The organism is Pyxidicoccus caerfyrddinensis (genome assembly GCF_010894405.1).
In the GTDB taxonomy this organism is placed as follows: domain Bacteria; phylum Myxococcota; class Myxococcia; order Myxococcales; family Myxococcaceae; genus Myxococcus; species Myxococcus caerfyrddinensis.
The window spans coordinates 77,997-100,963 of sequence record NZ_JAAIYA010000023.1; the positions used below are offsets into that span (position 1 = coordinate 77,997).

The 22,967-nt window shown below is 69.6% G+C and carries 18 protein-coding genes and 1 pseudogene; 14 read left to right on the forward strand and 5 right to left on the reverse strand.

Annotated elements, in window-relative coordinates:
• Nucleotides 1–94 precede the first annotated feature (94 nt).
• The 9 genes and pseudogenes from G4D86_RS39540 (at nucleotide 95) to G4D86_RS39580 (ending at nucleotide 9,174) form a co-directional block, all read left to right on the forward strand.
• The gene (locus tag G4D86_RS39540; RefSeq protein WP_163999479.1) at nucleotides 95–1,408 is read left to right on the forward strand and encodes a cytochrome-c peroxidase; all 1,314 of its coding nucleotides are present in this window, start codon (nucleotides 95–97) and stop codon (nucleotides 1,406–1,408) included.
• A gap of 14 nt (nucleotides 1,409–1,422) precedes the next feature.
• Nucleotides 1,423–2,541: a metallophosphoesterase family protein gene (locus G4D86_RS39545; RefSeq protein WP_163999480.1), complete on the forward strand. Its 1,119-nt coding sequence runs from the start codon at nucleotides 1,423–1,425 to the stop codon at nucleotides 2,539–2,541.
• 27 nt (nucleotides 2,542–2,568) lie between these two features.
• Nucleotides 2,569–3,375 (forward strand): c-type cytochrome, encoded by an 807-nt coding sequence (locus tag G4D86_RS53345; protein WP_275899202.1) that lies wholly within the window; start codon nucleotides 2,569–2,571, stop codon nucleotides 3,373–3,375.
• 65 nt (nucleotides 3,376–3,440) lie between these two features.
• Nucleotides 3,441–4,050: pseudogene (gene sitA6, locus G4D86_RS39555) on the forward strand (SitA6 family polymorphic toxin lipoprotein).
• 5 nt (nucleotides 4,051–4,055) lie between these two features.
• Nucleotides 4,056–4,775, forward strand: a complete 720-nt coding sequence (gene sitI6, locus G4D86_RS39560; RefSeq protein ID WP_163999581.1) for a SitI6 family double-CXXCG motif immunity protein — start codon at nucleotides 4,056–4,058, stop codon at nucleotides 4,773–4,775.
• A 144-nt stretch (nucleotides 4,776–4,919) separates the two neighbouring features.
• Nucleotides 4,920–6,158, forward strand: coding sequence for an efflux RND transporter periplasmic adaptor subunit (locus G4D86_RS39565; RefSeq protein ID WP_163999482.1), 1,239 nt, complete (start codon nucleotides 4,920–4,922; stop codon nucleotides 6,156–6,158).
• A complete protein-coding gene (locus tag G4D86_RS39570; RefSeq protein WP_163999483.1) occupies nucleotides 6,155–6,850 on the forward strand; it encodes an ABC transporter ATP-binding protein in 696 nt (231 codons plus the stop codon). Before G4D86_RS39565 ends, G4D86_RS39570 begins: the two co-directional genes overlap by 4 nt.
• Nucleotides 6,847–8,013, forward strand: a complete 1,167-nt coding sequence (locus G4D86_RS39575) for an ABC transporter permease (RefSeq protein ID WP_163999484.1) — start codon at nucleotides 6,847–6,849, stop codon at nucleotides 8,011–8,013. Before G4D86_RS39570 ends, G4D86_RS39575 begins: the two co-directional genes overlap by 4 nt.
• A 3-nt stretch (nucleotides 8,014–8,016) precedes the next feature.
• Nucleotides 8,017–9,174 carry an ABC transporter permease gene (locus G4D86_RS39580; RefSeq protein WP_163999485.1) on the forward strand — a complete coding sequence of 386 codons (1,158 nt, stop codon included), beginning with the start codon at nucleotides 8,017–8,019 and terminating at the stop codon, nucleotides 9,172–9,174.
• 10 nt (nucleotides 9,175–9,184) lie between these two features.
• On the opposite strand, the gene G4D86_RS39585 is transcribed toward G4D86_RS39580, so the two are convergent.
• The 3 genes from G4D86_RS39585 to G4D86_RS39595 all read right to left on the reverse strand — a co-directional run bounded on the left by G4D86_RS39585 (nucleotide 9,185) and on the right by G4D86_RS39595 (nucleotide 12,477).
• Entirely contained in the window at nucleotides 9,185–10,585 is a 1,401-nt protein-coding gene (locus G4D86_RS39585; protein ID WP_163999486.1) for an FAD-dependent oxidoreductase, read from the reverse strand.
• A 102-nt stretch (nucleotides 10,586–10,687) separates the two neighbouring features.
• The gene (locus G4D86_RS39590; protein ID WP_240360734.1) at nucleotides 10,688–11,668 is read right to left on the reverse strand and encodes an acyltransferase family protein; all 981 of its coding nucleotides are present in this window, start codon (nucleotides 11,666–11,668) and stop codon (nucleotides 10,688–10,690) included.
• 80 nt (nucleotides 11,669–11,748) lie between these two features.
• The gene (locus G4D86_RS39595; protein ID WP_163999488.1) at nucleotides 11,749–12,477 is read right to left on the reverse strand and encodes a 2OG-Fe dioxygenase family protein; all 729 of its coding nucleotides are present in this window, start codon (nucleotides 12,475–12,477) and stop codon (nucleotides 11,749–11,751) included.
• Between the two features lie 358 nt (nucleotides 12,478–12,835).
• On the opposite strand from G4D86_RS39595, the gene G4D86_RS39600 reads away from it, so the two are divergent.
• Nucleotides 12,836–14,239: a M20/M25/M40 family metallo-hydrolase gene (locus G4D86_RS39600; RefSeq protein ID WP_205520190.1), complete on the forward strand. Its 1,404-nt coding sequence runs from the start codon at nucleotides 12,836–12,838 to the stop codon at nucleotides 14,237–14,239.
• A 6-nt stretch (nucleotides 14,240–14,245) separates the two neighbouring features.
• Here the strand turns inward: G4D86_RS39600 and G4D86_RS39605 are convergent, their stop codons facing one another.
• The gene (locus tag G4D86_RS39605) at nucleotides 14,246–15,565 is read right to left on the reverse strand and encodes a metal-dependent hydrolase family protein (RefSeq protein WP_163999489.1); all 1,320 of its coding nucleotides are present in this window, start codon (nucleotides 15,563–15,565) and stop codon (nucleotides 14,246–14,248) included.
• A 102-nt stretch (nucleotides 15,566–15,667) separates the two neighbouring features.
• Here G4D86_RS39605 and G4D86_RS39610 point away from each other — a divergent pair, with 102 nt between their 5' ends.
• Entirely contained in the window at nucleotides 15,668–17,746 is a 2,079-nt protein-coding gene (locus tag G4D86_RS39610; protein ID WP_163999490.1) for a prolyl oligopeptidase family serine peptidase, read from the forward strand.
• 3 nt (nucleotides 17,747–17,749) lie between these two features.
• Here G4D86_RS39610 and G4D86_RS39615 read toward each other — a convergent pair whose 3' ends face one another.
• The gene (locus tag G4D86_RS39615; protein WP_163999491.1) at nucleotides 17,750–18,376 is read right to left on the reverse strand and encodes a hypothetical protein; all 627 of its coding nucleotides are present in this window, start codon (nucleotides 18,374–18,376) and stop codon (nucleotides 17,750–17,752) included.
• 294 nt (nucleotides 18,377–18,670) lie between these two features.
• Here G4D86_RS39615 and G4D86_RS39620 point away from each other — a divergent pair, with 294 nt between their 5' ends.
• The 3 genes from G4D86_RS39620 to G4D86_RS39630 all read left to right on the forward strand — a co-directional run bounded on the left by G4D86_RS39620 (nucleotide 18,671) and on the right by G4D86_RS39630 (nucleotide 22,961).
• Nucleotides 18,671–20,938: a zinc-dependent metalloprotease gene (locus G4D86_RS39620; protein ID WP_163999492.1), complete on the forward strand. Its 2,268-nt coding sequence runs from the start codon at nucleotides 18,671–18,673 to the stop codon at nucleotides 20,936–20,938.
• A gap of 298 nt (nucleotides 20,939–21,236) precedes the next feature.
• A complete protein-coding gene (locus G4D86_RS39625) occupies nucleotides 21,237–22,178 on the forward strand; it encodes a hypothetical protein (RefSeq protein WP_240360735.1) in 942 nt (313 codons plus the stop codon).
• Nucleotides 22,179–22,226: 48 nt separating this feature from the next.
• Complete coding sequence (locus G4D86_RS39630) at nucleotides 22,227–22,961, forward strand: glutathione S-transferase family protein (RefSeq protein WP_163999493.1); 735 nt, start codon at nucleotides 22,227–22,229, stop codon at nucleotides 22,959–22,961.
• The last annotated feature ends 6 nt before the right edge of the window (nucleotides 22,962–22,967 follow it).

Below are 22,967 nucleotides of genomic sequence, written 5' to 3' on the forward strand. Positions count from 1 at the left end.
ACCCGGGGACAATGGTTTTTTCCGGGAAGACTCGTTCCGGCCCCCGCACCGTGAACTTCTCGCGTTGCGCATGTGGTCGGTAGGGAGGGACTCGATGCGAACGCCGCCCGGCGTTGCCCTGCCGCTCGCCGTCCTGCTGTATGCCCTCACCGGGCACGCGCAACCGCCCCCGAAGCAAGCCGTCCCACCACCCGCCGACCTGCCGCCCGGTGTGTCGCCCGTGCTGTGGAAGCTGGCGGTGCCCGAGGGCGCCGCGCCCACGCCGGAGAGAGTCTCCCTGGGCCAGAAGCTCTTCAATGACAAGCGCCTGTCGGTGGACGACTCCACGTCGTGCTCCACCTGCCATGACGAGAAGTTCGGCTTCACGGACGGCAAGCCGGTGTCGGAGGGCGTGAAGGCGCAGAAGGTGACGCGCAACAGCCCCACCATCCTCAATGCCATGTTCAACGCCTCGCAGTTCTGGGACGGGCGCGCGGCCACGCTGGAGGACCAGGCGAAGCTGCCCATCCTCAATCCGCGCGAGATGGGCCAGCCCAATCCGGAGGCGGTGGTGGCCAAGGTGAAGGCCATCCCCGAGTACCAGGCGGAGTTCCGCAAGGTCTTCAACCGGGACGTGAATTACGACGACCTGGCGGCGGCCATCGGCGCCTTCGAGCGCACGCTCTACTCCGGCAACGCGCGCTTCGACCGCTTCATCATGGGCGACGCGAAGGCGCTCAATGACTCCGAGCGCCGCGGCTGGGCCCTCTTCAACGGCAAGGGCCGCTGCAACACCTGCCACGCGGGCAACGTCGTCTCGCCGCTGTTCAGCGACCAGAAGTTCCACAACATCGGCATCGCCGCGCACAAGCAGGACTTCGTGAAGATGGCGCGCGAGGCGCTCAAGGTGGTCCGCACCGGCGACGAGAAGCAGATTGACGAGCTGGCGCTGCAGACGAACTTCTCCGAGCTGGGCCGCTTCCTGGTGACGAAGCAGGAGAACGACGTGGGCGCCTTCAAGACGCCCACGCTGCGCAACATCGGCATCACCGGCCCGTACATGCATGACGGCTCGCTGACGACGCTGTGGGACGTGATGGACCACTACAACAAGGGCGGCGTGGCCAACCCGTACCTGGACGGGGGGATGCAGCGGCTGGGGCTGACGGAGGGCGAAATCGACGACGTGGTGGCCTTCCTCTTCACGCTCACCGACGAGCGCTTCGCCTCGCAGGGCACGAAGCGCCTGGCCGAGCAGCGCGCCCGCAAGGGCCAGCGGCCGGAGCGCGATACCGCCGTGGCCATGGGGAAGAAGGGGAACCTGGGCGACCTGGCTCCCAACCCGGACCTGGACGTGAAGAACCCCGCGGCGATTGGTGTGTACGGCACCGAGGCGTCCGTGAAGCCCGCTTCGACGAAGAAGCCTTGAGGAGGTGGTCGCTTATGGGCAACAAGTTCCGCAGCATCGAGACGAAGCACCACGAGGAGCGCGACGCCTTCTTCGACGACTTGAAGAGGCTGGACCGCCGGGCCTTCATGCGGGTGGCGGGCATCTCCGCCGGCATCGTCGCCGGCATGGGGCTGAGGACGCCGCAGAGCTTCCAGCTGGTCAACGTGGCCGAGGCGCAGGGGACGAAGCCGCGCTTCTCCTTCGCGTACATCTCCGACACGCACCTGTATGACCAGAAGCTGAATGACCGCTTCGTCCGCTCCATCCTCAAGGCCGTGGACGACGTGAATGCGTTGGATCCGCAGCCGGACTTCGTCCTCTTCGGAGGAGACCTGGCGCAGCTCGGGCAGGCCGTCGAGCTGAAGCTGGGCGCGCAGATTCTGAAGAACCTGAAGGCGCCCGTGAAGATGATGGTGGGCGAGCACGACTGGTTCCTCGACATGGGCGAGCTGTGGCGGGAATTGTTCGGTCCGCCGAACTACTCGTTCGACCACAAGGGCGTGCACTTCGTGGTGCTCAACTCCATCCTGGAGAAGGACTTCTGGACGGAGCGGAAGCTCACGCCGATGGAGCGGATGAAGATTGTCGCCGGCCTGGACAATGGCATCCAGTCGCGCTTCGAGGTGGGCGGCGAGCAGCGTGCGTGGCTCCAGCAGGACCTGGCGAAGGTGGACAAGAAGACGCCGCTCATCGTCTTCAGCCACTCGCCGCTCTACAAGTACTACCGGCCGTGGAACTTCTGGACGGACGACGCGGACGACGTGCAGGCGCTTCTCAAGCCCTTCGAGAAGGTCACCGTCATCCACGGGCACACGCACCAGCTGCTGAGCAACCAGATTGGGAACATCAGCTTCCACGGCATGTTGTCCACGGCGTGGCCGTGGCCGTACGCGCCGGAGGGGCTGCCGAAGCTGACGGTGCAGATGAACCGGCCGGACCCGTTCAGCCAGTTCGACGGGTGCGGCAACGGGCGCATGGACGTGCTGGAGTCGGGGCTGGTGGACAAGCTGTACAACCTCTGGGAGCGCAACCCCATCACCGTGCGCGCGAGCTACCTCGCGTCGGGTGGGAAGCAGGACGCGCCGCCCCGAACCAAGCTGCCGAGCTACTGAGCGCGAGGGGACACCATGACCATCCGGATGAAGCTGCTTGTAGGCGCGGGAGCGCTCCTGTCCTTCGCGGGCGGTGTGGCGCTGGCCGGTGAGGACTCCGCCGCCCCCGAGGTGAAGAAGCACGCGGTGCCGACCTCGAAGGACGGCGACCTCGTGGTGGGGCTGTGTGACGGCGTCACATCATTGGAGGTGGACGGCGTGAAGGAGGGGCAGAAGCTGACGCGCGAGCAGGCGCTGCGCGTGTCGGGGGCCCTGATGGAGCAGTGGCTGAAGAAGAACCCGGACGCGAACTGGGACCCGGCGCCGGCCGTGGCGCAGGCGCCGCCGCCGACGAAGACGCCGGAGGCGCCGCGCAGTCCGCCGGCGGTGCCCTCCACGCCGCAGAAGCCGTCGTCCGGAGGGACGATGGTGGGCGGTGGAGTGAAGCCGGAGAGCGGTGGGAAGGACGTGAAGAAGCAGCAGGGTGCCAACCTCCAGGACGGGCACACCTACGGCGCGTTCTCCCAGCGGGACGAGGCCATCTGGGCGGCGTCCACGCAGGCCTTCGTGGAGGAGGGCAACCGCGTGTTCCACGACGCGGAGCTGCTGGGCGGCACGGTGGCCGTGTCGTGTGACATGTGCCACCCGGACGCGTCGAACACGCACCCGGAGACGTATCCGAAGTACCAGGTGCAGCTCGGTCGCGTGGCGCTGCTGCGCGACATGATCAACTGGTGCATCGAGAACCCGGTGCGCGGCAAGCCGCTCGCGGACGACGACCCGAAGATGCGCGCGATGGAGGCGTATATCTACGCGAAGCGGAAGGGGACTCCGCTGGAGTACGGGAAGAAGTAACCGGGTTGCAGTGCCTGATATGACCTCCGGCCGGCCCTGATTTCGGGCCGGCTGGGGGATGACGGATGTTGCACAGGGTTCAGTGGTTCTTGCTGTGCGCAGTGCTGTGGTCGTGCGCGTCGACTCCGGCGTCCCCTGTCGAGCGGGACGCGGCGGAGTACCGGAGGCGTACACCCGGCTGGATGAGGGCGCGTGGTGCGGACGCGGGGCACGTTCGTGCTCCCTCCGAGCGCGGTTCAGTCACCGCAGCGGAACTGGGGCTACCCGTGGGTGTTGCCCGGGCAGTCCGAGCCTGTCTTCGTCATCCGCTGGTATGGACGGGAGTTGCTGCCGAGCCAGAAGCGATTGCTGCAGATGGCACAGGCGTTGGCGACGAAGCCTCGGGAGAAGCACCACATCTTCCCGCGGCAGGAGGACCTCAGGAAATGGTTTGAGAGCCGGGGCATCAACATCCATCAGGAGACGATGCTGCTCGACATCGACACCCATCACCGCATCCACAAGGGACTGATGGGTGGACCCTGGAATCAGGCATGGCAAAGCTTCCGTCGGGCGCATGAGGGCGCAACCAGGGACGACATGTATCGATATGCGCGAGAGCTCATCATCCGGTTCAACCTGATTGGTCCCATCCTGCCCTACCATCTGCTGGTAGGTCCCTCCATCGAGTACTGATGACCATGCCGCGCTTCTTCACCCTTCCTCTCCCGGACTACAGCACCCAGAAGGGCAGCTACAACGCCGCCTATAAGTGGGGGCTGCCAGGAATCACCTGTCCCCTCTGCAAGGCAACGTGGGCCAGGAGTGGGCTCAACTACCCCGCGGTGGACCTCTCCGCTCTTCCTGTCGCGAAGAAACTATCGAAGGCCTACCTGGAAGAAGACTTCGAGGAATACGAACGGCTGCGCGACCAGGTCCGACCTCTCCTTCCCCCGGACTATCCGATCGAGACCGGGGCCATGTTCGGCCCCTTGGTGGGAAAGGCCAGGGGCCCCTTCTCCGCGTTCATCATCCAGGCCGGAGATGTCTTGCTCGTCCAGCCCGACGTTCTGACGTTGTTGCAGGCAGAAGGACTCCGCGGCCTGCGAGGCTGCCGCACGGAGATCCTCTTCCGCCCGAAGGGCGTCCCAGAACTCCTCGACCTGCACATCGAGCCACGCGGGCTCCTGCACGCGGACTGCATCCCCAAGAGCACGCCCCCGCCGTGCCCGAAGTGCGGCCGGCATGGCTTCAGCCTCCCGAAGGAGCCCATCCTCGACGGAGCCTCCCTCCCCCAGGACCTGGACCTCTTTCGCCTGCGCAACTTCGCGACCGTGCTCATCGTCACCGAGCGCTTCAAGGACGTCGTAGAGCGTTTCGAGCTGGACGGCCTGACCTTCCGCGAGCTGCCGGTGCGCTGATGCAATCCCGTCACCGGCAGGCCGCCGTGGAAGCGCCTCGCCCTTCCCAGCAGGCCAGGGAAGGCACCGCCCGCCCACAGCACCGCGCGTCCTGTCTTCCTACCTTCATTCCCGAGAGTCCGTAGCCCTGCTCGGGAGGAAGCCGTGGCCGAAGCACAGGCGCAGACACCATTGAGTGCACTCCGCATCGACCGCTCCGCCTCGCCCCTCAAGCGGCACCGTCGGTTGCGCTGGCTCATCCCCGCGGTGCTCCTGCTCGCTGTCCTCACCCTGCTCGGCGTCTCCTTCTCCCGCCGCGCTCCCACCGTGCGCGTGGCCGAGGTCCGCGAGCCACTGCCGGGGGAGCAGCAGACCGAGCTGTCCGCCGCTGGCTATGTCGACTCGCGGCGTCGCTCGGTCATCGCGCCGCAGCTGCCCGGCCTCCTGGTGGACGTCACCGTGGAGGAGGGCGAGCCCGTGAAGCAGGGGCAGGTGATTGCCCGCCTGGACGACCGCGATGCCCGCGTGGCCCTCGACCGCGCCGATGCCGAGGTCCTCGCCGCGAAGGCCCGCCTCGCCGCCGCGCGCGCCCAGGCAGAGAATGCCCGGCGCACCACCCAGCGCACCCGCAACCTCGCGAAGCAGGGCGTCATCCCCAGCGCCGAGCTCCTGGACGTGGAGACCGCCGGCAGCGCCTCCCAGGAGGAGCTCAATGCCGCCAGCGCCCAGCTCGGCGTCGCCGTCCGGGCCCGCGAGGGTGCTCGCCTGCAGCTCTCACACACCGTGGTGCGGGCGCCCTTCGCTGGCGTGGTGGCACGCAAGCTCGCGGACGAGGGCGCCATGCTCGCGCCGGCCGCGCTCGAGGGCACCGACCTGGGCGGCATCATCGAGCTGGTGGACCTGGACGCGCTGGAAGTCGAGGCCGAGGTCAGCGAGGAGCAGCTCTCCCGCATCCAGCCGGGACAGCCCGCGCTCATCTTCCTGGACGCCTTCCCCGACCGCGCCTTCTCCGCGACCGTGGCCACCGTGCGTCCCGCCATCGACCGCTCCAAGGCCACCGCCACGGTGATGGTCCGCTTCCAGTCCGTTCCCAAGGGCGCGCTGCCGGACATGGGCGCCAAGGTGTCCTTCCTCCGCGAGCCGCTGCCCCCCGACGCGCTGGACCCGAAGGCCCAGACCTCGCGCGTGCCCTCCAGCGCCGTGGTGCAGGACGGCAACGGGTCCGCGGTGTGGGTGGTGAAGGACGGGCGGCTCGCGCGGCAGCCGGTGCGCCTGGGCCCGCGCGTGGGAGAGGAAGTCTCACTGGTGGAGGGGCCTCCGGCGGGGACGCAGGTGGTGGTGGCGCCGGACTCACGGCGGCTGCGGGAGGGCCGTCGCGTGAAGGTGGAAGCGGGGAGCGGATGAGCCTCGAAGCTGTCCCAGCCGCGCTCCCCATGGTCCGTCTGGAGGGCGTGTCGAAGACGTACCGGCGCGGCACCGTGGCGGTGCCCGTGCTGGAGGCGGTGGACCTGTCCATCGCCACCGGCGCCTTCGAGGCCTTCATGGGCCCGTCCGGCTCCGGCAAGTCCACGCTGCTCAACCTCATCTCCGGGTTGGACAGGCCCTCCACGGGCATCGTCGAAGTGGCCGGCCGCAACCTGGCCGAGCTGGACGACCGCGAGCTGAGCGACTGGCGCGCCGCGCACGTGGGCTTCATCTTCCAGCTCTACAACCTCATCCCCGTGCTCACCGCGGCGGAGAACGTGGAGTTGCCACTGCTGCTCACGCCGCTGTCGCGCGCCGAGCGGCGCCGGCACGTGGCCGCCGCGCTGGACCTCGTGGGCCTGTCCCACCGGGTGAGCCACCGCCCGCCGCAGATGTCCGGCGGCGAGCAGCAGCGCGTGGCCATTGCCCGCGCCATCGTCACCGACCCGGACCTCATCATCGCGGACGAGCCCACGGGGGACCTCGACCGCAAGGCGGCCGAGGCCGTGCTGGACCTCTTCGGGGTGCTCCACCAGGAACTGCACAAGACGCTCGTCATGGTGACGCACGACCCGCACGCCGCCGAGCGGGCCGGGCGGGTGCACCACCTGGAGAAGGGGGTGCTCCAGTGAACTACGTGCGGCTCGCGTGCCGCGACTTGCTGCGCAATCCGTTGCGCCTGACGCTCACCATCCTCGCGGGCGCGGTGGGCGTGACGGCGTTCATCTTCCTGCGCACCGTCATCGACATCTTCTACTTCGGCGCGGAGGCGGCGCAGGTGGACCGCCTCATCGTCCGCAACAAGGTGTCCATCACCCAGCCGCTGCCGCTGTCCTACTACGCGCGCATCGCCGCGCTGCCGGGCGTCACCGCCGTGACGCACCAGGAGTGGTTCGGCGGAACGCTGGGCGAGACGCAGAAGGACTTCTTCGCCAACTTCGCCATCGACCCCAGCACCTTCCTCGACGTGTTCCCCGAGTTCCTCACCACGCCCGCGGAGCTGTCCGCCTTCCGGAGCGACCCGTGCGGCGCGCTGATAGGCGAGAAGCTGGCCCGGCGCTTCGGCTGGAAGACGGGAGACCGGGTGACGCTCAAGGGGCAGATATACCCCGGCGATTGGACGTTCAACGTGCGCGGCATCTACACGGGCGCGCGCCCCAGCACGGACACCACCGCGCTGGTGTTCGGCTACCGCTGCCTCAACGAGAGCCCGCAGCTGCCCAAGGCTATGAAGGACCAGGTCGGCATCTACGCGGTGCGGGTGGATGACCCGGCGCGCTCGGCCCAGGTGGCGGCGGCCATCGACGCCATGTTCGACAACAGCCCGTACCCCACGAAGACGGAGAGCGAGAAGGCCTTCCAGCTCGGCTTCGTGGCCATGTCATCCGCCATCCTCACCTCGGTGAAGGTGGTGTCCACCGTCATCCTGCTCATCATCCTGCTGGTGATTGGCAACACGCTGGCCATGGGCGTGCGCGAGCGCACGCGCGACATCGCCACCCTGCGCGCCATGGGCTTCCGCCCGAGCACGGTGGTGATGCTGGTGCTGGCCGAGTCCTCCGTCATCGGCTTCGCGGCGGCGGCGCTGGGCGTGCTGGCCGCGCCGTCGCTGGTGAATGGCTTCGCGCGCCTTGTCGCCTCGCAGTTCGGCCAGCTCCCGGACAACGTGATGCGGGGGCGCACGCTCGTCGTGTCCGCGCTCGCGGCGGTGGTGGTGTCGCTGCTGGCGGGAATAGGGCCCGCCCTGCGCGCGGTGCGCCTGCCGGTGGCGGAGGGCCTGAGGAAGGTGGCCTGAGCCATGGTGCCGCTCTTCTACAACGCACGCAGCCTCTGGGCGCGCCGGCTGTCCACGGGCCTCACGGTGGTGGGTCTGGGGCTGGTGGTGTTCGTCTTCTCCGCGGTGCTGATGCTGGCCAATGGCATCGAGTCCGCGCTCGCCTCGGGCGGGGATGCGTCCAACGCCGTCATCCTGCGCAAGGGCGCCACCGGCGAGCTGGTCAGCGGGGTGGAGCGGGACGCGGTGCGCATCCTCACTACGGACCCGGCGGTGGCGTCCGGGCCGGACGGTGCACCGCTGGTGTCCGGTGAGTTGGTGGTGCTGGTGACGCTGCCGCGCGGGGGGACGCAGGAGATGAACACCACCGCGCGGGGTATCAGCGCGGGGAGCTTCACGGCGCGGCCAGAGGTGCGGCTCGTCTCCGGACGCAAGCCCCGGTCGGGCACGAATGAAGTCGCGCTGGGCAGCGCGCTGGTCGGCTCCTCACCGGACGCCACCCTGGGCGGCGAGCTGCACTTCGCACAGCAGCGCTGGCCGGTGGTGGGCGTCTTCGAGGCCCGGGGCGGCGCCTTCGAGTCCGAGCTGTGGGCAGATGCCACGCGCCTGGGGGCGGCCTTCGGACGGGACGGCTTCAGCTCCGCGCTGGTGCGGCTGCGCTCGCCCGTGGCGGTGGCGGACTTCGTGAAGCGCGTGGAGGCGGACCCGCGCTTCACGCTGGAGGCGAAGCCGGAGCCCGAGTACTGGGCGGACCAGGCCAGCGGGCTGGCGACCTTCATCCGCGTGCTGGGCCTGTTCGTGTCCTTCGTGTTCAGCGTGGGCGCGGTGCTGGGGGCGATGATTACGATGTACGCCCAGGTGGCGACGCGCATCGCTGAGCTGGGCATGCTGCGCGCGGTGGGCTTCCGGCGGCGCAGCGTGCTGGCCAGCGTGGTGGCGGAGTCCGCCATGCTCGGCGCGGCGGGCGGAGTGCTCGGCGCACTCGGAGCGCTGGCCACGCGGTGGATTCACATCCGCACGCTGAACTTCCAGACCTTCGCCGAGGTGAGCTTCGGCTTCACGCCCACGCCGGGCATCGTCGTGGGCGCGCTGCTGTTCGGCACGCTGATGGGGCTCCTCGGGGGACTGTTGCCCGCGCTGCGCGCGGCGCGCCTGTCCATCCTCGACGCGCTGCGCGCCTGAAGCGCGGGGCTCACGCCGCCTTGGAGACGTGCACGGTGAGCGGCTCCGGTCCCCGGGGCAGCGCCGCCGTCACGGGCCGCCGGGTCAGCGCCTTCCAGAACAGCTTCGGCGAGAAGATGGACGTCGGCGGCCGGAGCATGTGCATCACCTCCATGAAGGTCCGCACGGCCTCGTCGTCCGTCGACGTCAGCTGCTGGAACCGCTCGCCGTACCAGTACAGGAAGCTGCTCCCCAGGGGCCGCATGGCTCCCAGCTCGGGCAGCCGGAAGTCCTCGGTGGTGGACAGGGCCCAGGGCACCTTCAAGAGCTGGCCGGCGCGCTCGAAGTAGCGGCGCGACAGCCCGTCCAGACCCTTGCGCAGGCACTCGCCCAGCGCCTCCACGAGCAGCGCGCTGGAGGTGATGCCCTGGCCGTAGATGGGGTTGAACGAGCAGAACGCGTCACCCACCACCACCAGCCCCTCGGGGACGCGGGGCAGCCGCTCGAAGTGGCGCCACTGGCTGTGGGAGTAGCGGTAGCTGAGGATGGGCCCGAGCGGCTCGGCCTGCTTCAGGGCCTCGTACAGGTGGGGCTGCGCGAGCGAGCGCGCATACGCGAGGAAGCCCTCCTCGTCCGTGGGCGGATAGTCCTTGAGCCAGCCGCTGAGCGTCACCGTCCACCGGCCCCCCTCGACGGGAACGATGGCGCCGAAGCGCCGATTCGTCGGGAGCTCGGCGGAGACGATGAGTGACTTCCACCCCGCGTCGAAGCCCGGGGGAATGCGGTACAGGCGCGTGGCGTAGCCGACGTCAATCTGGATGCGCGTCTCCTCCACGCGCGGCAGGCCCAGGGCCTCCAGCCACTGCGGCATCCGGCTTCCCCGTCCGCTGGCATCCACCACCAGGTCCGCCTCCAGCCGCGTCTCCTCGGTGCTCCCGGGCGCGCGGACCTTCAGGCCCGTGACGCGGGTGCCGTCCGCGACGTGCAGGAAGCCCGTGACGTCGTGCCGGTCCAGGATGCGCACGTTGGGGAGCGCCGCGAGCATGGTGCGGACGCGCCACTCGAAGAGGGGCCGCGTCTGCGAGTACATGGTGACGCCGCTGGGGACGCGCTTGCGCCAGACGCCGGCCACGTGCCACGCGCCGTCGGCGGCCATGTCCAGCGCCTGGGCGCCAGCGGCCTGCAGGTCCTCCATCAGCCCGGGGAAGATGGCCGCCGCGATGTCCATTCCGCGCTTGAGCAGGATGTGCGTCTGCGTGCCCTGCGGGACGCCCTTGCGTACGACAGGGGTGTTCTCCAGGCCATCCCGCTCCACCACGGTGACGCGCTCGAAGTACCGCGCGAGCAGTCCCGCGGTGAGCAGTCCGGCCATGCTGCTTCCGCACACGATGGCGTGGCGGGGAGACACGATGGGGTTGGGGGGAGGACCCATGACGACACCTCGCGCTTGGGAAATGCGGGGACGCTACGTACCGGAAGCCCGCATCCTTTATACACGCGCACAGACCGGGTCCTTGCGGACCACCGGTCTGTCTCACACCCGACCGAAGAGTCGCCGCGGCTCCCAGAGTGGGCGTGTGACACCCACGACGAGCGGGTGGCTGAGCAGCAGCGCGAGGACCGCGCCCCCGGCCAGCGAGAGGAGGACGCCGGGCACTCCGTGCAACAAGGAGAAGCCACCGGCCTTCTCGATTCCACGCACCACGAAGCCGTGCAGCAGGAACGGCGGCAGGCTCCGTCCGCCCAGAAGGGTGAGGACACTGTCGCCCCGGGGACACACCCGGAAGAGCGCCCAGGTGAGCGCGAGCGCGCAGCCGAGGAGCGCGAGCCGTGTCGCCATGCCCGTGAGCGGGGCCACGCCGAGCGCCGCATAGCTGGCGCTGCCGTACAGCCACTGCGGGTTCGGAGCAGCGAGCGTCCCGGAAGCCATGGCCCAGACCGCGCCGCCCAGCGCGACGAACAGGGCCCCGGCAAGTACGCGGTGGCGCGGGCCTTCACCCAGCAGCCATTCCCTCCGCGCCAGGTAGCCGGCGACGAAGCAGGGGAGGAAGACGAACGTCCGCGAGAGGCCGAAGAGATAGCCCACCCATGGCAGCAGGCCCGCTCCGACAGCGATGAGGACGGACACCAGGAGCGGCATTGGCAGGCGGCGAAGCAGCGGCAGCACGAGCCGCCAGCACGCGAGGCTCCACAGGAACCAGAGCAGCCAGTACGGCTGCACCAGCCACGTGCGGCTCGAGCCCCTGCCGAGCACCCACGCGTCGAACGCCACGTACAGCACCTGGAAGATGACGAGCGGCGCGAGCAGCGACCACGCGATGCCGGCCAGCGCCTTCCGGCTCCACTCCGCGCGCGACAGGTGCCCGGAGAGGAACGCGAAGGCGGGGATGTGGAACAGGTAGAAGGCCGTGTAGAGCGCCCGCGCCAGCGGCTCGCGGGCGATGAGCGGCTCCAGCGAGTGCCCCATCACCACGAGCGCGATGAGCACGCCGCGCACGTTCTCCAGCAGGGACACTCTTCCAGGGGTCGTCACACCGGGGTCATACCGGTGCGGGCGGGGCTTGGACAAACTTCCCAAGCGACGACTGCCCATGCTCAGGGGCCCTGGAAGCCCTTCGCGCGGAAGGTGAGCACGAGCGTGTCCCGGTGTCCGGTGCCGCCCAGCGGCTGGATGGGCGTGCTCTCGTGAATCACGCGCTCGTCGTCGAGCAGCAGCGCGGACCAGGGCTCGGTGAGCGTGAAGCGGATGCCGCTCGGTCCGGCCGCCTCGAACACACGTGTCTCGCCGCCCTTGATGCCTTCGCGGCCCGTGAGCAGCACGGCGACGAAGTCCACGCCGTCGCGGTGCGCGCCCTCGGGCGTCGGCCGGCCGATGCCGTCCGTCGTGTCGATGCGGAACTGGTGCGCTTCCACGTACCAGGGCCGAGCCCCTTTCAGCCCGGAGCAGCACGCACCCAGCTCGCTCAGCAGTCGCGACCACGCGGGCTGCGAGATGACGCCCGGGGAAATCGGCTCGAACCAGCGCTCCAGCCCGCCGTGCAGCGCGTTGTATTCGACGGGCTGCCAGTGCGCGCGGTGCGGCACCTGGGAGACGGAGGCGCCGTCGACGACGAAGCACGAGTGCCGGCGCGAGCGGTAGCGACCACCGTCTCGCAGGTACCCGTCGAGCGGCAGGTCGTTCCACGTCGGCAGCAACGCATCGAGCTCGGGAGCCGGCGTGTGCACCAACTCGCATAGGCCCGCGCGACTGAGGACGGCGTAGCCGCGCTCGCGCAGGACGGAGAGGACATCCGAAGGAGAGGTGACGGGCGGCGAGAAGCTCATGGGCGTGACGGGGAGGCAGTGCTGGCGCGGACCATGACGGCAGGGCGTGCACGTTGCAAGCGCGTGGGCACCCGTGCGCACCGCGGGCTGCGATGATGGCGCCACGCGAATTCTCCGCGTCACTCGCGTGTGGGAACGGCCACGGCGCATTGCAGCAGAGATTCCTGTGACTTCTGGGAATCCATGGAGGTGTTACCGTCCCGCCGCTGTCCGGGTCTGTCGCCCGCGCACGTGCGTGCCGGCGCGGACGGGCCCGTTTCCCGAGGAGAAGACTGTGAGCCGACCTGTTGAAGCGCGCCCGGCCCCGGGCGCCGTGCGGTCCATCCGGCATGCCTCCCGTGCACTGGGTGCTTCGTGTGTGTTGCTCGTCCCATTCCTCGCCTGGTGCGCCGGCCCCGACGCCTCGAAGGGCACGCGGCTCGCGAGCGCCGCACCGGTGGAGTCGGCGCAGGGCCGCGACGACGAACAGGCAGCAAGGCCGGTGCCGCGCGACGTGCGGGAGATGCTGCGCGAGATGAATGCGCAGAACGTGGAGAACACCATCCGCACGCTCGTCTCGTTCGGCACCCGCAACACGCTCTCCGTGCAGGACGACCCGGCGCGCGGCATCGGTGCGGCGCGCGACTGGCTCCGCTCGCGCTTCGAGGCCATCGCCGCCAACTCGGGTGGGCGCATGACGGTGGAGCTCCAGAGCTACGTGCAGGAGCCCGCCTCGCGCATCCCCGTCCCCACCGTCATCACCAACGTCGTCGCCACGTTGAAGGGCAAGCAGGCCGCGTCCGAGGGCCGCGTCTACGTCGTCAGCGGCCACTACGACTCGATGTGCGGTGACCCCATCAACCCCACCTGCGACGCGCCGGGCGCCAATGACGACGCCTCCGGAGTGGCCGCCGTGCTCGAAATGGCGCGCGTCATGGCCACGCGCGAGTTCGACGCCACCATCGTCTTCATGGCCGTCGCGGGCGAGGAGCAGGGGCTCTACGGCTCCACGTACTTCGCCACGCAGGCGAAGGCGGCGGGGCGCAACATCGCCGGCATGTTCACCAACGACATCGTCGGCAGCTCGCGCGCGGATGACGGCTCGCCGGACCCGTTCACCGTGCGCGTCTTCGCGGAAGGCGTGCCCACGGCCGAGACGGCCACGGAAGCCAACACCCGCCGCTCGGTGGGTGGAGAGAACGACTCGCCCTCGCGCCAGCTCGCGCGCCTGGTGAAGGACGTCGGAGAGAACAGCGCCACCGGCATGCGGGTGAACATCATCTACCGCAGGGACCGCTACCGCCGGGGCGGGGACCACATCCCCTTCCTGCAGCAGGGCTACGCGGCGCTGCGCTTCACCGAGCCGCACGAGAACTACGCCCACCAGCACCAGGACGTGCGCAGTGAGAACGGCACCGTCTTCGGCGACCTGCCCGAGTTCGTCGACTTCGCGTACATCACCCGCGTGGCCCGGGTGAACGCCGCCGCGCTCGCGGCCCTCGCCCGTGCGCCGGCCGTCCCCGCCAACGCGCGCATCATCACCGCGAAGCTCACCAACGACACCGAGCTGGCCTGGGACGCGAACCCCGAGCCGGACGTCGCGGGCTACGAAATCGTCTACCGCGAAACCACGGAGGCGCTGTGGACGCACGTGCTCCCGGTGGGCAACGTGACGACCTTCACCGTGCCGGGCCTGTCCAAGGACAACTTCTTCTTCGGCGTGCGCGCCGTGGACAAGGACGGCCACCGCAGCCCGGTCGCCTTCCCGAAGCCCGCGCCCTGACGGACGCTACCGGCTCGTGGCCGCGGTGGTGGGCGCAGCGTCGTGCCGCACCACCCGGCCCTCCTTCATGACGAAGAAGACGCGCTCGGTGGCGCGCACGTCGCGCAGCACGTCGCCGGGCACGGCGATGACGTCCGCCACCTTGCCGGGCTCCAGGCTGCCCAGCTCCTGCGAGAGCCCGAGCAGCTCCGCATTCACGGTGGTGGCGGCGCGCAGCGCATCGGTGGGGCTCATGCCGTACTCCACCAGGATGCCGAGCTGCTCCGCGTTGCGGCCGTGCGGGATGACGCCCGCGTCGGTGCCGAAGCCGATGCGGACCTTCCGCGCCAGTGCGAGGCGCATCGACTCACGACGGGCCTTCGCGGCGATTTGAATCTTCTCCCAGACGCGCGGGTGGAACTTCGCGCCGCGCGCCTTCTGCTCGTCGTAGATGCGCTGGTTGAGCGGCGTGGGGATGAGCACGGTGTTGCGCTCGACCATCATCCGGAACGCCTCGTCGTCCAGGAAGGTGCCGTGCTCGATGGAGTCGGCCCCCGCTTTGATTGCGCGCTTCGCCCCGGTGGCGCCGTGGGCATGCACGGCCACCTTCTTGCGGAGGCTGTGGGCCTCGTCCACCGCCGCGTCCATCTCCGCCTGCGTGAGCTGGGGCACGTCCACGTCATCGCCCTCGGAGAGCACGCCGCCGGTGACGCACACCTTGATGACATCCGCCCCGTACTTCAGCGCCTTGCGCACCTGGCCGCGCAGGGCATCGGGCCCGTCCGCGACACCCCCGGCCGACTCCTCGGCGAGCGCACCCTCGCGGAAGCCGTGGGTGTCGCAGTGGCCACCGGTGGCACCCAGCGCGGCGCCGGAGGCGATGATGCGCGGCCCTTCCAGCATCCCGCTCCGTGCCGCGTTGCGCAGGCCGATGTCGATGACGTGCGCGGAGCCCAGGTTGCGCACCGTGGTGAAGCCCGCACGCAGCGTGCGGCGCGCATGCTCGCCTGCCTCCAGCGCCAGCTCCGCCACCGGCTTCTGGAGCGAGTCCAACTGGTCCTGCCGGTAGTCATCGCTTCGCTCGGAGTCCAGGTGGACGTGCGCGTCGATGAGGCCGGGCAGCAGCGTGGCGTCTCCCAGGTCCACCACCTCCGCGTCCTTGGGAAGGGCGGCCCCGGAGCCCACGGCCTCGATGCGCCCGTCGCGCACCAGCACCACTCCGGGTGACACCACCTTGCCCGAGCGGGCGTCGAAGAGCCGCTGCGCGCGGAGCACGGTGGGACGTGCGGCGAGCGCGGCGGAGGGGAGGAGCAGCAGGAGCGCGAGGAGGCTGGCGGGTCGGGTCATCGCGGACAAGACTCCCGGTGTGCTGGCGGGGCGTCAAGCCGTGGGAATGGCGGGCGTCGCGAGGTGTTGCCGGCCCGCCTTCGACTCCAGGGAGATGAGGACATGCACAGGGTGTTCATCGCGTCGCTGCTGACCGGGCTGCTGACGGCCCCCGTGGCCCTGGCCGAGGAGGACCCCTTCCTCTGGCTGGAGGAGGTGCAGGGGACGCGGGCGCTGGAGTGGGTGCGCGCGCAGAACGCGAAGACGCTGGCGGTGCTGGAGAAGGACCCGCGCTTCGAGACCTTCCACGCGGAGGCGCTCACCTTCCTCACCGCCACCGACCGCATCCCCACCCCCGACTTCCGGGCGGGCGGCGTGGACAACTTCTGGCAGGACGCGTCGAACCCGCACGGCGTGTGGCGGCACACCTCGCTCGACAGCTACGCGAGCCCCACCCCCGAGTGGCGGACGGTGCTGGACCTGGACGCGCTGTCGAAGACCGAGGGCACGAACTGGATATGGAAGGGCAGTGACTGCCTGCCGCCCGCGGACCAGCGGTGCCTGCTGCGGCTCTCCGACGGCGGCAAGGACGCGGTGTCGGTGCGCGAGTTCGACGCCGCCGCCGGGAAGTTCGTGGACGGCGGCTTCCGGCTCCCGGAGGGCAAGCAGTCCTCGGAGTGGCTGGACGCGGACACGCTGCTGGTCGGCCGGGACTGGGGCGGCGACACGCTCACCGAGTCCGGCTACCCCTTCGTGCTCAAGCGCTGGAAGCGCGGCACGCCGCTGGCGGAGGCACAGGAGGTCTTCCGGGGCGAGCGCAAGGACGTGCAGGCCTCGCCCCAGCTGCTGCGGGACTCCGAGGGCCAGCTGCGGGGCGTGCTCGTCAATCGCGCCGTGACGTTCTTCGAGTCCGAGTTCTATCTGCTCGGCGACGCGGCCCCCATGCGCGTGCCCCTGCCGGGCAAGGCGTCGTTCCAGGCCTACGTGGTGGGCCAGGTCCTCTTCACGCTCGAGGAGGACTGGGGCCGCTTCAAGCAGGGCGCGCTTCTGTCCTACGCCCTCGCGGACCTGCGGAAGGACGCCGCGTCGGCGCGTCCCCGGCTCGTGTTCCAGCCCGGCCCGCGTCAGGCCATCGACGGTGTGGCCGCGATGCAGACCCGGCTGCTGGTCAACGTGTACGAGGACGTGAAGGGCTTCATCGACGTCTATGAACCCATCAAGGACCGCTGGTCCCACCAGCGGCTGGCGCTGCCGAAGAACGCGTCCGTCGGCATCACCGCGACCTCGTCGGCGCATGACCGCTTCTTCGTGAAGTCCCAGGGCTTCCTCGAGCCGACCGGCCTGTGGCTGGGAGACGCCACGAAGGCGACGGTGCAGAAGGTGAAGTCATTGCCGGCGCGCTTCAACGCGTCCACGCACCGGGTGGACCAGTACCAGGCGGTGTCGAAGGACGGCACGCGGGTGCCGTACTTCGTGGTGCGCTCGAAGACGCGCAAGCTGGACGGGACGGCGCCCACGCTGGTGCACGGCTACGGCGGCTTCCAGGTGTCGAAGACGCCCGTGTATCAGCCGGAGGTGGGCAAGCTCTGGCTGGAGCGCGGCGGCGCGTACGTCGTCGCCAACATCCGGGGCGGCGGCGAGTTCGGTCCCCGCTGGCACCAGTCCGCGCTGCGTGAGCACCGCCAGCGCGCGTTCGACGACTTCGCGGCGGTGTTGGAGGACCTCGTCCGCAGGAAGGTCAGCTCACCGCGCCGCATGGGCATCTACGGGCGCTCCAATGGTGGCGTCCTCACCAGCGTGGCGTTGACCCAGCACCCCGAGTTGTTCAACGCGGCCGTCATCGAGAGCCCGCTCATCGACATGCTGCGCTACCACAAGCTGCCGGCCGGCGCGTCGTGGGTGGGCGAGTACGGCAACCCCGAGGTGCCCGAAGACGCGGCGTTCATCGCGAAGTACTCCGCCTACCAGAACCTGAAGCCAGACGTGCGCTACCCCAAGCCGTACATCACCACCAACACCAAGGACGACCGCGTCCACCCGGGCCATGCGCGCAAGTTCGCGGCGAGGCTGGAGGCCATGGGACTGCCGTACCTCTACTTCGAGAACACCGACGGCGGCCATTCCAACGACGCGGACCCGCTGCTCAACGCGCGCCGCTGGGCGCTGCACCACGTGTACCTCGCGCAGCAGTTGATGGACTGAGCGTCACGTCCTCCGCAGCAGCCGCGCCAGCACGAGGCCGTGGGTGATGAACACCAGCGGCACCACGAACAGCGGCAGCAGGGAGAAGGGGAAGCGCGTCAGCGTGGCGGGCACGAGCAGGTTGCCCTCGGAGAAGATCATCCGCTGGGCGTTGCCCACGACCCAGAGGATGTCGACCAGGCCCGCCACGCTCCAGGCCAGCACCACGCCGCGCTTCAGCGGTGTGTCCGCGGGCAGCGCGAGAGCCGCCACCACCGGCGCCGCGAGCCCGACGGCGATGTCTCCCCAGCCCGCCTGAAGAGCAAAGGCGCCTGGGAGCTCGCCCCGCTCGTACTGCACCAGGAAGCCGATTCCCGCCACCACGCGCACCACGTGGTAGTGCACCGCCAGCCGCGGGTCCACGGTGAGCACCGCGGCGCGGAAGTCACGCGAGGCGGCGCAGGCAATACAGAAGGCCAGCACGCTGCCGCCGATGAGCATCGGGATGATGAAGGGCGGCACGAACCGCATCACGCCGGACGCGGAGATGAGCAGGGCCACGCAGGCCCAGACGAGCAGACCGGTGCGAAGCCCCCGGTGCATGGGCAGGCGCGGCTGGGAAGACGGTGCCGCGGGCACAGGGTCATTCATGAGGGCCCTCCACGTGTCACACCTCGGCGTGTGGGCCGGATGCTCGCACTTCGTGCCCGGTGATGGCTCTTCACCCCATCCGGCGCCGCCGCCGCGCGTCTCCCGCGTGACGCTCTCCGACAGGCCCTCGCGGTGCAACGCACCCGCGCGGAGGGCATATCGCCCACCGTCGAAGTCCTTGCGCCACGCGTGGCATCCGGGGCGCACGGAATAGTGCCGGGAACCTCGTCGCACGACTTCGTTCCTCCAACGACGGGCCCCGCGTCGTGCGCGGTCCGCACCTTGGAGTCACTCATGTCGAGAAGTCGGTTCCCCCTGCATCGCTCGTGGTTGGGCGCGGCATCCCTGGCCGTGGCGCTGAGCACCGCCTGCGGAAGCCCCCCGGACGTTCCCACGCCGGAAGTCCCCGAGTCCCCCGCCGACGCCCTGCCCATCTCGCTGGATTCCGCCTTCGTGGCCGTGCCCCGGGCGGTGAGCGCGTCACAGAAGCAACAGGTGGAGCAGCAGCTCCAGGGTGTGGTGGACGACTCCGGCACCAGCTTCTACCTGGCCATCCGGCGCAGCGAGCTGGCGCAGCGGTGGTTCATGTCTTCGTACCTCAAGCAGGCCCACCCTGGCGGCGTGCTCTACGACGCGGCCACCTCGCTGGGTACGCGCGTGGTGAGCTTCAAGGAGCAGAACGGCAAGCTCTTCGTCCTGGACGTGGCGGACGGCAAGGCCATCAGCGACGTGTTCGACCCGGACATCCTGGTGGAGGCGTACCCGGTCGTCACCGACTACGGCCCGTTCAACCGCACGCGCGGCTCGGACCAGTACGTGCTCATCGACCCGACGGCGGGCCTCAACCGCTTCGGCGTGGTGGGAGACCTGCTCGGGCCCCGCCGCATCCCGTTCAACATGGAGCTGAGCTTCGCGCAGCGCTTCCGCACCCTGGCGGACGGCGTCGCCTTCGAGCAGGTCTACACCGGCTACATGGACGTGCCGGACGACCTCGCGTTCTACTTCCTGGAGAACAACCCGTACCGCTACTCCGGCACGCTCGCCCTCTCCCTGCGCAAGTACAGCGAGGGCCCGGGCTTCACGCCCACCCCGCGGCCGGACACGGACCACTACTTCCTGAGCGACGAGCGGTACATCCCCAACACCGGGGGCTACACCGAGCAGACGCCGATGAAGTGGAACATCCGCCCGGGCATGAAGCCCATCCGCTGGTACATCACCCCCACCGTCCTCACGCTGCAGAACGACCCGCGCTACCAGCAGTACGACGTGGCGGGTGCGGTGAAGCGCGGCATCGAGGGCTGGAACCAGGCGTTCGGCTTCAAGGCGCTGGAGGCTGTCGTCGCGGAAAACACGCAGAGCTTCGCGGACGACGACAAGAACTTCCTCATCTTCGACACGGATGAAGGGATTCCCTTCGCCTTCGCGAACATGCGCACCAACCCCAATACTGGCGAGATTCGCGGCGCCAGCGTGTACCTGCCCGCGCTGTGGCTGTTTCTGGCGGACCTCGACTACAGCGACGACCTGAGTGGGGCCGCGCTCACCGGGGCCCAGGCGCCGCATACGTCCCTGCGCATGTCCTGGGCCGGCATGTCGGGCGGCTCGCTGTGCGACCTGGAGGTGCCGAAGGCGGGCGCACTGTCCGCGTCACCGGCGCTCGCCTCGCTGACCAAGAAGCAGAAGGTGGAGGCGAACCTCACCAACGTGGTGCTGCACGAGATTGGCCACACGCTGGGCCTGCGCCACAACTTCGCGGGCTCGCGCGTGTACGCCGGTGGCCCCTCGACAGTGCGCTCCACGTCGGTGATGGACTACATCGTCGAGGAGGACACCGTGTACGGGACCGCGCCCGGGCCGTATGACGTGGAGGCGGTGCGCTACCTCTACGGGCTGTCCACGGAGGTGCCCACGCTGCCGTTCTGCACGGACGGGGACACCATCGTGGACCCGCTCTGCAACCGGCATGACCGCTTCGATGACCCGCTCACGAAGTGGTACGTCCCCGAGTTCCACGACACCATGACGCAGCTGATGTACAGCACGGCGAACCTGGACCGGCTCAAGTCCCTGGTCGGCTTCTACATGAACCCCGTGCTGCAGTTCGTGCGCGCGGGCAATGCGCAGACGCAGGTCACCGCCTACCAGCTCGCCATGGCCCAGTTCCGGCCCCCGCTCCAGGTGCCCGCGGGCTCGCCCCCGCACTACGCCGCCCGGGCGGATGAGCTGGCGCGGCGCACCCTGGCGCGCCTGTACCTGGACCCGGCGGCGGACCGCGGCTCCTTCAAAGCCAACCCGCCCAACTCGTCCACGCTGCTGCCGCTGGTCATCGCCGACGTGAGGGCCATCCTGCTCAACGTGGACGGCGTGCGCAGCTATGCCTCGCGCCGCACCATGGTGGACATCCTGAAGAGCCAGCAGGCCCTGGCCTCGTACTCGGCGCTGCGCGAGGTGCGGGACATGCTCACCGCGCAGCTCCCGTCGCTGAGCGGTGACGAGCGACTGCAGGTCGAGGACCTGGTCGCGCGCATCTCCGAGGCTGTCTCGCCGTACTACCTCTGACGGAGTGTCGCCGGCCGGTGGTCTGTTCTGGCCACCGGCCGCGCGCTTCGGGCGCAATGCGGCGACGGTACTAGTGGTGTTACATGGGAGCGTCCGGTACCCCACGCCGTCGCTGTCCCGCGCCCGACGCTCACCTGCACGGAAGTCGGGGTGGCGAATTCCCATCGAGTGCCAGCGCGAAACTCTTTCAAGGGGATTTCACCGGACAGCTCGACAGCACAGCACGACCCGGATGTCCCCGGAGGCCTCCGCGGAGGACTCAGCAGGTGACGCCAACGACTCAAGATGGGGGGAGCGCATGCGGTCCAGACATGTGGAGTGCCTGTTCGCGGTGGCGTTGCTGGTGGCCGGGGTGGGCTGTGGCCCGGTGGAAGACGTCGGCGCGGACACGGCCAGCGTGATGGCCACGGCCGAGCAGGAGTTGGGCTCGGCGAATGGCCTGTCCTTCAACGGCCTGTCGTTCAATGGGATGTCCCGCAACGGCCTGTCCTTCAATGGGCTGTCCTTCAACGGGCTGTCCACCGCGGGCCTGTCGTCGTCGCAGTTCGGCACGTGGTTCCAGTCGAACCCGGCGCTCGCGGACATGGTGATGCGGTACGTGGTGCGCTGCGCGGTGCCGGCAGGCGAGGTGCGCGGCTACACGGACCCGCGCAACGGGCGGGCGTATGCGTGGTTCGGGTTGCTCGGCCTCGCGCCAGACTGGGCCCACGGACAGAAGGCCACCACGGCGGAGCAGCAGGTGGTGTCGGCCTGCCTGGCCGCGCACACCAACAAGCGGGGCATCACCATGGCCATCTCCGTGCTGGGGGAGAACAGCCGGGGCCAGCCCATTCCCTACAGCGGCGCGGAGTTGGCGGCGTTCTCCGAGCACGAGGCCTGCTTCTTCGGCAACCTCTTCACCGGTGAGGGCGTCTACGTGGGCAGCGACCAGGGCCTGCTGTCCGGGCGCAAGAGCTCCCTGCGTGAGTGCGCGCTCTCACCGGGCCCGCTGCAGATGGAGGACAACTGCCCGCCAATGGTGCCCGTGGGGAACTGCGAGCTGCACTGTGACTTGCGACTGCTGAGCCCCTACTACGGCTCCTGCTATAGGAACGGCATCCGCTACAAGGCCCTCACCACGAGGATGCTGGCGTCGGACGTCTACCAGTGCGGTGACGGCAGGTGCCAGGTCACCGAGTCGTGTGGCCTGGGGGTTGGCTACCGGGACTGCCTGCTGGACTGTGGGCTCTGCACCCTATGAAGCAGGCCCTGGGCCCGAGCCTCCGCGCGGCGTAGTGTTCCGGGCCTCATGCGCACACTCTACGGACTGCGGTACTCGAGCTGGACGGAGAAGGTCCTCTGGGCGTTGGACCACCACCGGGTCTCCTTCCGCTACCGCGAGCACATGCCCCTCATTGGCGAGCCCCTGCTGCGCTGGCGCACGCCGAAGGGCGTGCACCCCTCCGTCCCCATGCTGCTCGACGAGGACGGCGCCATCACCGGCTCGTTCAACGTCGCGAAGCGCGCGGAGGCCATGGGGTCGGGCGCGCCGCTCTTCCCTCCCGAAGCGGCGGAGCTCAACGCCCGCTGGGAGGAGACGGGGGACCGCGTGCTCAAGGTGGCCCGCGCGCACGTGCTCATGGGCCTGCTCCACAACCCGCGCGCCCAGCGCGAGAGCCTCCCTGGCTTCGTGCCCGGCTTCCTCCGGGGCCTGATGGCGCCGTCCGCGCGGATGGGCGCGCGCTTCATCGCCCGGAAGCACCAGGCCGCCTCCGACGTGGAGGCCGCCATCCAGGAGACTGTCGTCCCCGCCCTCGAGCGGCTCCGCGCCGAGCTGGGCGGCCGGCCCTACCTGGCCGACGGCTTCACCTACGCGGACATCAACGGGGCAGCCATGCTCCAGGTCCTGCGCGCACCCGATGACCGCTACCTGCCCCTGGGCCCCGGCACGCGCGAGGTGTGGAGCCACCCGGCGCTCGCCGAGCGCTTCCAGGATTTGCTCGAGTGGCGCGACGGCCTCTACGCGAAGCACCGTCTGCGCTGAGGCGCG